Source organism: Bradyrhizobium sp. SZCCHNS1050, from assembly GCF_032484785.1.
In the GTDB taxonomy this organism is placed as follows: domain Bacteria; phylum Pseudomonadota; class Alphaproteobacteria; order Rhizobiales; family Xanthobacteraceae; genus Bradyrhizobium.
Window position 1 is genome coordinate 1845990 of record NZ_JAUETR010000001.1, and the last position, 12276, is coordinate 1858265.

Consider the following 12276-nt stretch of genomic DNA (forward strand, 5'->3'; position numbering starts at 1 on the left):
TCATGCTGATCGCCGTTGGCTACGCAGCAGATTTCGATAGCCGCCTCGGATCAGGGTCTGACCTGTTTGAACCAGCCGGATCGTCCGGCTGCGCAGGTCGTGCGTTTTCCATCCCCGATCTTCAACTCGCTCGGACCCGAACAGAACCGTGGCGATCGCCCGATAATTCTGGCCCTCGAGGCGGCCATCCAAGGCGCGCAGCGCAAGAACGAGGCGCCGGCGCTGCTGAATGGGCCCGGTGTGAGCCGGCAGCCGTATCGGACCTCGTCTCAGCGCCGTCCAAAGCCGATAGGCCGCGCGCGTCTGCAAATCGAAATCACGGTCGAGCGGCAGTTCGACAGCCACGGCCGTCCCCTTCGCCGGAAGCCGGGCGAGCATCAGCCGGTGCGTGGCGCCGCCCAACTGCAGCACCGCGTACCAGCCGTCGGACGCCCGTCTCAGCTCGGCGCCGGGCGATCCGCGAAGGTCGAGATGAGAGAATGGCGCAAGCGAGCCTTGCGAGGTCGGAGCAACCCGAAGCACAGTCGGCAGCACTTCCGGCGCCCAGAATATGGCCTGAGCATCAAACCGGCGCATTGGGTCAGCCGCGAAAAGAAAGCCCCCATCGCTGCCGGAATTCAGGATCGGTCGGGCCGTCTTTGTCTTGTGCAAGCAGATCGCAGTAGTCTCGCCGATAGTCTGGATTACGACGTAGACATTCCCAGGCAAAGTCGGCCGCATCGGCTGTTTCGAGCTTCTTGTAAGACTCGGACGACCTCCAGTTGAACTCGCTCATTACACACTCGTCCCTGCCATTTCCACTCTCTCACCAAGGTTTGCAGAGGCTAGCAACGAGGGCTCCTGCACGTGGCTATCAATCTGCGGCGTTGACACCGATCGAGCGCAACACAGTGGATTTTGCGTATTCCAGGGACTTTCGGTTTCACTCAAATCGCGTGATTCCGGGCAGCGATGATGAGGCCCCGCTGCTGTCTGCGGCATACCAGCCTCGCCTCAGGTCCACTTTGCCAAGGATTTCAGCAGATCGACGGCGGTCGCGCGACCCTATCAAGTTTGCTTACGCTCGAAGCTCACGCGCGCTCTCAAAAGGCGCTCACACCCGTTTGAGAAGCGCTTCGTCCGCCCTTGGCAATGTCGGTCAAGCGATCTGGGCCACAGCTCAATCTGTGGGGGCGAGCTGATGTTCCAGCCATCGTGCAGCACGATCGGAGATCAGCTCCGGACGAAGTTCGGCTGCGCCGGTGCTCTTGTGAGGCGCCCCTATCGTAAGCCATTCCCCGAGCGCGCGCGCCCACCCTGCGGCAGGATCAATGGCCAAAAGAGGTGCAGCCAAGCTGCCCTGGCACAATGGGAGACGCCATACCGTTCCCTCAAGCACACATATGTCGTCGCGAACGATGACAGTCCAGTGCTCAACAAATCCGCACCATTCGAGCGCAGATGGTGGCGGTGACGTTCCTGTGCGCAAGCAGCCGAGCAGCTTTGCTGCGAACACAAGGTTCGCCTTTGACCCCCGCCAGTTCGTCCCGCAATCTGCCCGATGGGGACAGAGCAGACGGGCAGTATCCGCTCGTGCAAGGGAGGGAGCATCCGTTGCGACGCTAGGTCCGATGAAAACTGGTGTCTTGACCATGCCGGCCTTCTCGCTGCTCAAAACAAGATTTCAAACAGAGACTAAAGGTCGATCCGATTGACGTATGGCGCTTTCACGTCGACGGCGACCGTAGCGTCGTCTTCACCGCACTGAAGGATTTCCCGATATTGTGACAGGCATACAACTGCATTCAGTACCACGACCCCTAAAGGCAGTGCTGCTTTCTCGTCATTTTCATATCAGGAAGCCAAATGAGACAGCATGGTTAGGGGAGATGTCAAACCGCTGCAGAAACTGAGTGGCCGGTCCCTCCTCGCCGGCTTCGCACGCACGCTCCTGTCCAGGGGATGGGACAAAGCGATCTGCATAGACCTGTTGCCAGGAAGACTTTTTGCCGCCGTCTCATCGCTCGCTGGGCCTACTGGGCGACCTCAAGCCGCTCGACGGGCGACGCGTCATTCGAGCTGGCGAACAGCCTTGCTTCCAGCATCGATTGCAACGGCGCAACATCTCCCCTTCGCAACGCGCCGATCGCATTTGGAATCCCAGCCGCGACACGAGCATCGGCGCGACCAGCTGCAATGGCCTGGAACTTGAACCCGATGTCGTCCCAGCTCATGGGGTTCGTAGGTTCTCCCTTCGGCGCCAACACGGTCCGCTCAAAGGTGCCCGAAGCCGTGGTGATGCGAACTCGCCCGGGAACCGCAGCCGGGAACATCAGCTCAAATTCGGGATTGACGGTCATGTGGACGCGTCCAGCGATCTCGATGGCCCTTTGGTCTGTCAGCGACTCGTTGCTCAAGGGGAGCAACGCTGGTGCGCCGCTGGTCGCGGCGACACCGAGGCAGAACGGAAGGCTGTATTGCGCTCCTTCCAGCGTACGCGGCTCCACCTCGTTGCTCAGGGTCAACGACCTCCCAAAGGTCTCCACATCGATGCTGATGATGGCTTCCGGATGAATGTCATGATCGCTCAGCAACGTGATCAGCGCGTCAATCGGCGCGTGAATCCAACGGCAGCAACTATAGGGCTTGAAATAGGTGCTGTTGATGAGCCAACTCGTTCCGAGCCCGTCGAGAAGCCGCGCGCGATCGTACCGTTCTGAACTGTCCAGAATGTCGATCGGTCCGGTGAAGCCCTGCTTGGCCAGATCGGCCGCCAGGATGCCATTGGCAGCTCCCCATGGGATGCCCTCCTTGACGCTGTTGCCTCTGAACCGGGTGTATGGAGTGGCCGACTGGCTCGGTGCCGTTGTCCCAGCGATTGAGATCGCGTGTGCGATCTGGCTCCGCGACAGCCCTCTCAGCCAACCCACCGCTGCCGCAACGGCTTGACCGCTCCAGAGGCCGCTGTTCACCGTCGGGACGCTTCGCAGATCCCGGGCAGCAGAAATACGAATGCCTATCTCATATCCGATGGCAATGGCGGCAAGCGCCCGTTGCCCATCCAAGGACGGACTGCCGAGCAGTGACAATACCCCCGGAATGATCGCTGCGCCGGGGTGGCCCGAAGCGGCGCGGTGGCCATCATCCAGGTCGAGCGAGCACGCGCAGGCCGCATTGACGAAGGTTGCCCCCGCAGCGGTCGACCGCTCTCCTGAAAACCACATCGCCGCCGGTCCATGGCCCCAGGTCGCGCTCGCTATTCGGCGCACGGCCACCGCATTTGGCGTCTCATGGCCGGCTATCGCGGCGGTCATCAAATCGAGCACGCATTTCGCCGCGCTGACCCGGGCTTCTTCTGGAACTTTGCTCGCGCTGACCCATTCGGCCAACAGCTCGGCAGCGGTGTATGTCATGCGGGCCTCCAGGGATCTTCAACATGTGTGCTGATCAGACGAGGTGAGGTAGCGCAGCCGTCCGACTCATGATTGGCAAACCGAACTCTATCGAAGTGGCACGAAGCTGGCCTTTGAGCATCTTCCGCGCGAATGGCAGCAGGAAGTCAAAGTCGAATTTTGCGAGCACCTATTCGTCGGAGTTATGGGGTTGAGCCGGATCCGCGCCGATCATTTCAGTCGGTTTTGGCGCGGACCGTCGCGGTGTGGTGCCACTTGCCGGGCAGGCGAAGCTTTGACGAAACTCCGGCCAGCTGCTCGTACATCGCAATGAAGAGATTTGAAGCGATCACGACGGCAATCCCAGCCAGCTCGATCGGGACCGGCATCTCACGCCAGACGAGGAGACCGAGCAGAAAGGCAAAGACGAAGGTGGCGTATTCGAAGGGTGCAACGACGCTCGCCGGCGCCATCTGGTAGGCCTTGGTGAGCAGAATCTGGGCAGCGCCGCCCAGAACACCAATCGCGACGAGGATCGGCAAGTCAGTCACGCTCGGCCAGACTGCAGAGAACGGCAGTGTCGCTGCACTCACCAATGTGCCCGAGAGCGAAAAGTAGAAAACAATGGCCATGCTCGTCTCGGTGTCCCGCATCTTGCGGATGGAGATCAATGCAAGGGCCGTGGCCACCGCACCGGCCAGCGCGAAGAGGACTCCCGAGGAGAGCCCCCGGCCATCGGGATGGGCCATCAACAGCACGCCGCCAAATCCGAAAACGACGGCAACGAGACGATGGAGGCGAATGCTCTCCCCGAGCAAGGGAATGGCAAACAGCGTAATGAACAACGGTGCTGCGTAGCCCAGCGCCGTCGCGGTCGCGAGCGGCAGCATCCCGACCGCCGTGAAGCTGAAGAAGAGGGAGCAAAGACCGGCAACGGAGCGGCGCAGATGAGCGCCCGGCCGCTCGGTGCGAAGCAGGCGATAACCTCCGAGACGCCGGACAAGCCAGAGAATCGGCAGTAGAGCGAAGAAACTCCGAACGAAGACGATCTGTCCCACGGGGTACTCGCCGCCCAGCTTCTTGATCAAGGCGAACATGACGGCGAGCACCGCTGCCGAGAGCACCTTATAGCCGATTGCCGGCAGGTGAGATGACACCGAGCTGTCTGGCACGTCCTGCCGGCTGCTGATGATCGTCATACAAGCCTCATGGTCGAGAAGCGGCCACGATCTACGCGATACGGCGAAGCTCATCGTCCCAGGGCGCAAGCGGTGCGCTGAATGTCTCGATCACCTGGCCCTTGGAAGCCGCATCCAGTCCCAGCCTGCGCAGGTTTCGGCCGGTCTCCAGATAGTCCGTCTCGTTGACGATGGAGGCCAGATCGATGATCGATTTGATCGCGGTGGAATGGAGGCCGACCTTGACGCCGAGCTCGAACCAGGGAACCAGAACGTATGGAACGTCCTGCACAATAAACCTGTCGCGCATGTGCGTCGGCGCCATCTTGGTCGTGTTGTGTTCGACCGTCTCTCTGGCGAACTCGCCGAAACTGGCGAAGGCCCTGTCGTAGTAGCTGTTCATGATCGCCACGACAGGCTGCGGCTTGAAGCCAAATTCCCTGGCGATCGCCATTCTCTCCTTGTCGACTTCGTCGATGACGCGGGCGACCGACGTCGACATGCCTTCACGATAGAAATAGAAGTCGCCCCTTCGCGTCTCGATCCATCCGGCGTTCATCAGCGCCGGCGTCGGATGAATCACTCCGGTAATGCAGGACATGCCGATCTCGAGAACATTGCTGCGCCACTGCAGCGGCATCGGGAAGATCGCGCCAATCTCATCGCGCAACGCTTCACTGACATCGACCGGCATCGCTGCGATCGGCATGATGCTCTTGATGCCCATCACCGTCACCTTGCCATCCTGCATTCTCGAGGCGTAGGGCGCCGTGGCGGTTTCGAGGATGTACCGCGCGTTGATCTGTCTGCGCGCCATGAGAGCGAAGAAGTTGCCCGTGATCGAAATGACGACATGCTTGCTGAGGTCGAACTTTGCGAGTTCGCTCAGGACGGCCTCATGGCCATATGACGGGACCGTGATGATGATGAACTTGGAGAACCGGACGACGTCGGCCATGTCCGAGCTGACATCCGGATGGAAGCGGCCTTCGATCTTGAGGCCTGCTTCCAGATAGCCGTTGCGGTCGATTGTCTCCGCGTGCCGGCGATGCTCGGGATGCGCGTACAACAGTACGTTCGCTCCTCGACTGGCAAGATCAGCCGCGAACGCACATCCGCAATTCCCGGCACCAATGATCGAAACCGACGTCTGCATGTTGCTGCTCCATGACGCAACCTAACGTAGATTTAAGTATTCTTGGAGCAGCACGATCCGGTCAACATAATAATCCTGTAAACATACGGAAGCATCTCGCTAACGTACGCGCCTCGGACACTAATAATGGGCTGGCGATGAAACGCATAAATGCGCGCATTGACTTGCCTTTGCAGTCAATAGATCGCCTTTATCTTTGCACGACTTGTTCACGCGCGCGGAGGCGTCATCCTCGCTCGGTCAAGGGCAACCGCCAGGATCATGCTTCGTCCAAAGCGAGCTCCGGGACGCACCAATTCATGCAGAGAGGTGCGAAGTCACAGCCTGCAGGGAATTCGTCTCTCGGCGTGGCGTCGAGCTCCAAGCTCACCGCGTATGCGACAGCTGTTGCAGGTTCTCGTTCGCCTCGAGCATCCCTGGAGCAAGACTGAGATGATCTGGCCCCCCGAAGCTCCACCAGGTCGCAGCCATGGCACCATACTGGGCGAGCAATGCTGCTCGACAGTTACCAGGGGTCGATTGAAGAATAAGATCGCCCCGATAACCTGCGAGTCTCAGCTGATTGAGCGCGCCGGCGAGGTTGGTTCGCTGACGAGACGGCGAAGCGCGGTCGACGTGCAAATTCCAGTCCTTCAGGTGGACGTTCACGATCCGGCTGCCGCAAGCGGCAAGGGCCTCATGCGCATCAGCGCTCGTCGAAGCTCGACATCCAACCGTGTATGTGATGCCGAACCGATCTGCCGGGTATGGTTCGATCAGCGATGCCAAGAGCGGCGGATCAAGATCAGACTCAAGGGAGAGGACGACGCCGCAAGCCTCGAGGAGCGGCGCAAGCCGATCCAGTCCGGATCGAAGTGCCGCCGCCTCGCGGGAGCAAAGCTGTTGCCCGCCGTTCGCGAGTGGCACCACAAGGAGCTTGATGCCGATCTCAGCACACGCCTCGATCACGGCACCGAGCAGATCGAGCCTCGCCCAATGCTCACGGCCGGTGACCTTGTAGAAGGGGGATTGCATCATGAAGTCGGCGGACAGCGATGGAATGCAGATGTCGCACTCGCGACTAAGCCGCCGCATCTGATCTCGTCCGGTGGAAGACATCACAGGATTCATCAGGATCGGCTCGTCACCGATCCTCCACTCGATCAATTCGAAGCCGACTTTTTGGGCAACCGAGAATTCCTCGCGCCAGCAATCCGTGAGAAAGCCTCGTCCTCTCTTGTCAGCCGGCTCCATGAGGTCACCCTGCACAAATCCGATGCGGCTGACCATCTGCGCCTCTCCGAAAATCATATCATGGATCCTTCGACTGGACGCGCCAAAGCTTGATGACTTGCGACCGGCTGCGGCACGGAGAGCCTGCACCGCAAAGATAGGGCGACCGACCACACACTGCCACTACCAACCCTGGTAGAGGTCCGCGGTCCGGAGCGCAGTCTTCTTGTTCCGCAAGCGACGACCGCCATCTGCGGAATTGCATCACCATTCACGGATCCGTACCCGTCCTAAGGTTGCCGGCGGCAGCCGTACACGTCCAGCCCCCTATCCGGCTTGGTAGCTTCCGCGCGCGCCGGAAGCTGCTCTACTGCATCTGATGCAGCAGACACATGATGGAGATGGGAATGGTGCACAAGGCAGTCCTAGCTGGCAGCGACGAGCCTGCCGAGGAGTTCTGCAGTGTCGCAAACTCAGCTAAAAATCAGGACAAGGGCCTTGCATTCGCGACCGGCTGGAAACCGGATTCGGGGGACGACCAATCCGCGGCGGGATGCGGCCAGATGTCTGCTCCTGCCTCTACAGCCCGCGACGAAGGCCGCTCCATCTCCGTGCCTTCGAGACCACGCGTCCTGCTGGTCGGCGACAAGGGATTCACGGGCCTGCTCAAATACATTCTCGAGAGCAACGGCTTCGACTGCATGCTGACTGATACCCTGACAGATGCGATCGCCTCCGCCACCGCCGCGCGCCCCGGCTTGATCGCCCTGGACGATGTATCGTGCGGGGATCGCGTAGCCTTCGCGCTCGAACAGTTGCACCGGGACCCTGCAACGCAGAATGTCCCGACGCTGATCATGGCAAGCGTATCGCCTCACCTCGAGGAGGCGTGCGTCCATGCGGATCGGACAAGCTATATATTGAAGCCGTTTCTTCCGGACATCTTCATCGACCGGCTGCGTGGTCTTCTGCGCGAATCGACTTGTTCCAGTCCCAAAGTGCTTCGATTTGCCGACATTGTCATGGAGTCCGACGCGCATCGCGTCTCCCGAGGAGCGCGCTGCATTCGCCTCTGCCCCGTCGAATATCGGATCTTGCAACAGCTCCTCGAATGCCCCCGAAAGGTCTTTTCTCGGGAGCAGATCCTATCCAGCATTCGAGCACATACTCAGGAGAACGCCGTTCGCTCAATCGATGTTCATATCAGCCGCATTCGCAAGGCTCTCTGTGAACGGGGCGAGCCGAACTATATCCGTACGGTGCGAGGATTGGGCTATTCGCTCGACTTTGCCCCGGACGGACCTGCCACCTACCTTCCCCGACCTGAGCCGGTCAGCAACGCTGCGAATGCTGCACCGATCGGATCGGGTAAACCCCGCTCGCCGCTGATCAGGGAGCGGCTCTCGCGCTAGCCTCCAGCGAAGCTTCCGCTCGGTCGACTTCAATCCAAGGAATTGGGCGACTGGATTACGATCACGGCACACTCGCCAATGAACTTCTTTGGCGGGGCTTCAAGTCATCGCGCTCCGATGCGCAGGCTCCCCCACGCGATCTCGCTTGTTTCCGGGAAGTAGCATGCCCGGAATCGGCCGTCTCCCGACGTCTCCAACTGCGGCTTTTCGACGGAACATAGACCTTCCGCTCGCGCGCAACGCGGATGAAAGCCACAGCCCGGAGGCGGATTGGCTGCAGAAGGAACCTCTCCCACGATCTGGATCAGAGGCCGGCGGGCCCTCGGATCCGGCACTGGATAGCTGTCGCGCAGAAGCCTGGTGTAAGGATGCAACGGACGGTCAAGAACATCTGCCGTCGGCCCCTCTTCGATGATGCGCCCAAGATACATGACGGAGACTCGGTCGCAGAAATGGCGGACCACCCCGAGATCATGCGAAACGAACAAGAACGACAGGCCGCGGCGTTCGCGCAGCCCCTCCAGCAGTCGAAGAATTTGCGCCTGGACCGACACATCGAGAGCAGAAACGGCCTCGTCTGCGACGACCAGTTCGGGATCCAAGACCAGCGCCCGTGCAATGCCAATCCGTTGCCGCTGCCCGCCTGAGAACTCGTGCGGGTAGCGTTCCAGTGCTTCTCGCGGCAACCCGACCTCGAGCATGGCGGCTTCCGCCTTCTCGCGGATGTCCTTTGACGAGAGTCGCAGATGAACACGAAGGGGTTCTTCCAGAGTCTGCCGGATTGTTCGGCGCGGATTGAGCGAAGAATACGGATCCTGAAACACGATCTGCATCCGGCGCCGCAACGCGCGCAAGGTGGCCCCCTTGGCGGCGCGGACATCGATGCCGTCGAATAAGATTGATCCGCTATCGGGCTCAATGAGCCGAAGAATGGTACGCGCGACCGTTGACTTGCCACAACCGGACTCGCCCACGAGGCCAACGGAAGCCCCCTTTGGAATGCGGAAGGACACATCATCGACCGCCCGGACGCATCTGGCGCCTGAACCTCCGTGTCTCACGAAGGTCTTCGAAAGATGACGTACAACAAAGTCGCCGCTTCCCAGGGATGTCGTCATCAATGCACTCCTCCGACCGGTCTGACGGGACAGCGCACCAAATGTCCGGGATCACCTGATGATACGAGCTCTGGGTGCAGTTCGGTACAGCTGCGGTCCTTGAACGGGCAGCGGGGCGCATAGGCGCAGCCTGCTGGAACGGCAGACAGGGCCGGAACACTGCCGGGGATCGGCTCCAGACTCTCGCTGGCCCGGTCAGCTCGCGGCATGGCGCGTAGCAACGCCGCCGTATAAGGATGCATGGGCTTTGCGAACAGCGCGTCGACAGTCGCAAGCTCGACAATCTCGCCCGCATACATCACGGCAACGCGGTCGGCGATCTGCGCAACCACGCCAAGATTATGCGTGATGAACAACATCGACATTCCGTAGGCCTGTTTGAGCTCTTCGAGTTGAGTCAGCACCTGCGCCTGGATCGTCACATCGAGTGCCGTCGTCGGCTCGTCGGCCAGAAGAACCCTCGGATGGCAGGCAAGTGCCATGGCAATCATGACGCGTTGGCGCATCCCCCCCGAAAATTGATGCGGATACTCATCTAGTCGGCTCTTCGGCGATGGAATCTTGACCTCCGCCAAGAGCCGAAGCGCCTCAGCCTTGGCCTCCATGCGCGACCCTCCGCGATGAATGAGGATCGCCTCCGCGATCTGGTCTCCCACGGTCATGGTCGGATTGAGACTGGTCATCGGCTCCTGGAAGATCATCGCAATCGAATTGCCCCGGATCGTGCTCATGTCCCGCTCGGACAAGGTCACGAGATCTTGACCCTCGAACAACACCTCTCCGCCTTGGATGCGAGCACCGGCATGCGGAAGCAGCCGTAGGATGGATAGGGCCGTGACGCTCTTGCCACTGCCCGACTCGCCCACGACCGCGAGCGTCTCGTTTGGCATCAGTGATACCGAGACGTTTCGTACTGCCGGGTACCAATGGCCGCCGATTCGGAATTCGGTCCGCAGATTGCGCAGGTCGAGAGCTGGCCTAGGAAACGATGTCATGCCTGCTATTCCCCCCGCAGCTTTGGATCGATGGCGTCTCGCAGAGCGTCTCCCAGGAGATTGAGGGCGAGCACGGTCAACAGGATCGCAAGGCTCGGGAAGACCGCGAGCCACCAGGCGTCGAGGATATTGTCGAACCCTTCGCGGATCATGCTGCCCCAGGTCGGTGTCGGTGGCGGAACGCCTAGCCCGATGAAGCTCAGCGATGCTTCCGTGCGAATCGCGGAAGCCATCCATAGTGAACTCATCACCACGACATCCGAGATGAGATTGGGGAGAATATGAACCCCCATGATCCGGACGGGTCCGAACCCAAGCGCTCGGCCGGCGATCACGAAGTCCTGCTGCTTCAAGGCAATCGTTGGCGCCCGGGCAACTCGCGCAAACGGCGCGATCTCCGTGATTGCGATTGCAATGATCAGGTTCTGAAGGCTGGCGCCGAGCATCGCCGCAATCATGAGGCCGAGCAGGAGAGCTGGAAACGAGAGCATGACATCGAGCACTCCCATCACGAGCTGATCCAGCGCTCCTCCGACATAACCCGCAACGATTCCGATCGTGCAGCCGATTGTCATCGCAATCAGGATGGCGACGAAACCGACCATCAGTGAGATGCGGGCGCCATAGATCAGACGGGACAGGACATCTCGGCCGTAATTGTCCGTTCCGAACAGAAACTCCGCTGACGGCGGCTCGAGCCTGGCCACGATATTCTGCTCCAGCGGGTCATGAGGCGCGATCACCGGCGCGAGCACCGCCACGACGATGATGAGCGCGAGGAGCAGCGCACCCAGCCAGAAGAGAGGATTTCTGGAGAAGGCCAGCCACAATCGACTGGGCTGCGATACTGCAACCGATGCAACCCCGACCGTCATTTGTATTTCACCCGCGGATCGATAAGCCCATAGGTAATGTCCGTCAGCGTATTCACGACGATGACGCAGATGGCAAAGATGATCATCAGCCCCTCGAGCAGCGTATAGTCGCGAGCGTTGAGTGCCCCGAAGATCAGCTTGCCGAGGCCGGGCCGGTTGAAGATGATCTCCGTGAGCACCGAATTTCCGATCAACGTACCGAAGTAGAGGCCAACAACGGTAACCACCGGAATGAGGCCATTGCGCAGAGCGTGTCGCATGACGAGGCGGGTGGGAGTCACTCCCTTCGCGCGCGCTGTGCGGATGTAATCCTCGCCAAGGACTCCCAGCATGGATGACCGCGTGACACGCACCACATAGGCCATCAGGATCAAGCCGAGATTCAGCGCAGGCAAGGCAAGGCTTCGTAACCGTTCGATCGGATCAGTGCTATCGGACGCGAGAACGGGGAACCATCCCAGCTGGATTGCGAATACGATGAGCAACAGAATGCCTGACACAAACGCTGGGAACGATAGCCCGACCAACGAGACCAGCCGCGAGACGTAGTCGATCCAGCTGTTGCGGCCGAGCGCGGCGAGAATTCCGAGCGGCAGACCCAGGACGATTCCGATCACGATGGCCGCCAAGGTGAGTTGGATTGTGGAGGGCAACACCAGCAGGACCTCCTGCACGACGGTCCGGCCGCTGCTCAGCGATTGCCCGAGATTTCCGGTGAGCACCTCACCGAGAAAGTGAAGATATTGGACCTGGATCGGCTGATCGAGCCCGAGCCGGGCGCGCATCGCGCGAAGCGAGGCTTCGGTTGCCTGATCGCCAAGGATGACGGATGCCGCATCACCCGGAACGAGACGCACCAGCACGAAGATTGCTGTCAGCATCACCAGCAAGGTGGGGAGGGCCAGCAGCAGCCGCTTGAAGGCAAAGCTGATCATTGGATCACCCAGCACATTCGCGAA

General features: G+C 60.4%; 11 protein-coding genes. 1 reads left to right on the top strand and 10 read right to left on the bottom strand.

Going from position 1 to position 12276, the window contains the following annotated elements; genetic code table 11:
* The 6 genes from QX094_RS08480 to QX094_RS08505 form a co-directional block, all read right to left on the bottom strand.
* Nucleotides 1–576 carry a DUF2285 domain-containing protein gene (locus QX094_RS08480; protein ID WP_315754305.1) on the bottom strand — a complete coding sequence of 192 codons (576 nt, stop codon included), beginning with the start codon at nt 574–576 and terminating at the stop codon, nt 1–3.
* Between the two features lie 4 nt (nt 577–580).
* The gene (locus QX094_RS08485; protein WP_316187796.1) at nt 581–775 is read right to left on the bottom strand and encodes a transcriptional regulator domain-containing protein; all 195 of its coding nucleotides are present in this window, start codon (nt 773–775) and stop codon (nt 581–583) included.
* A gap of 1237 nt (nt 776–2012) precedes the next feature.
* Nucleotides 2013–3392, bottom strand: a complete 1380-nt coding sequence (locus QX094_RS08490) for an MmgE/PrpD family protein (protein WP_316187797.1) — start codon at nt 3390–3392, stop codon at nt 2013–2015.
* A 215-nt stretch (nt 3393–3607) separates the two neighbouring features.
* Entirely contained in the window at nt 3608–4570 is a 963-nt protein-coding gene (locus QX094_RS08495) for a DMT family transporter (RefSeq protein WP_316159739.1), read from the bottom strand.
* A gap of 31 nt (nt 4571–4601) precedes the next feature.
* Nucleotides 4602–5705: an NAD/NADP-dependent octopine/nopaline dehydrogenase family protein gene (locus QX094_RS08500; RefSeq protein WP_316172236.1), complete on the bottom strand. Its 1104-nt coding sequence runs from the start codon at nt 5703–5705 to the stop codon at nt 4602–4604.
* A 366-nt stretch (nt 5706–6071) separates the two neighbouring features.
* Nucleotides 6072–6974 carry a sugar phosphate isomerase/epimerase gene (locus QX094_RS08505; protein WP_316187798.1) on the bottom strand — a complete coding sequence of 301 codons (903 nt, stop codon included), beginning with the start codon at nt 6972–6974 and terminating at the stop codon, nt 6072–6074.
* A gap of 350 nt (nt 6975–7324) precedes the next feature.
* Here QX094_RS08505 and QX094_RS08510 point away from each other — a divergent pair, with 350 nt between their 5' ends.
* Complete coding sequence (locus QX094_RS08510; protein ID WP_316187799.1) at nt 7325–8329, top strand: response regulator transcription factor; 1005 nt, start codon at nt 7325–7327, stop codon at nt 8327–8329.
* A 104-nt stretch (nt 8330–8433) separates the two neighbouring features.
* Here QX094_RS08510 and QX094_RS08515 read toward each other — a convergent pair whose 3' ends face one another.
* The 4 genes from QX094_RS08515 to QX094_RS08530 are packed head-to-tail and all read right to left on the bottom strand — an operon-like array spanning nt 8434 to nt 12252.
* Nucleotides 8434–9447, bottom strand: coding sequence for an oligopeptide/dipeptide ABC transporter ATP-binding protein (locus tag QX094_RS08515; RefSeq protein ID WP_316187800.1), 1014 nt, complete (start codon nt 9445–9447; stop codon nt 8434–8436).
* A complete protein-coding gene (locus QX094_RS08520; RefSeq protein WP_315716419.1) occupies nt 9447–10442 on the bottom strand; it encodes an ABC transporter ATP-binding protein in 996 nt (331 codons plus the stop codon). Before QX094_RS08520 ends, QX094_RS08515 begins: the two co-directional genes overlap by 1 nt.
* Before the next feature lie 5 nt (nt 10443–10447).
* Nucleotides 10448–11317 (bottom strand): ABC transporter permease, encoded by an 870-nt coding sequence (locus tag QX094_RS08525; RefSeq protein WP_315773510.1) that lies wholly within the window; start codon nt 11315–11317, stop codon nt 10448–10450.
* Nucleotides 11314–12252 (bottom strand): ABC transporter permease, encoded by a 939-nt coding sequence (locus tag QX094_RS08530; RefSeq protein WP_316187801.1) that lies wholly within the window; start codon nt 12250–12252, stop codon nt 11314–11316. The genes QX094_RS08525 and QX094_RS08530 overlap by 4 nt, the downstream gene beginning before the upstream one ends.
* Between the last annotated feature and the right edge of the window lie 24 nt (nt 12253–12276).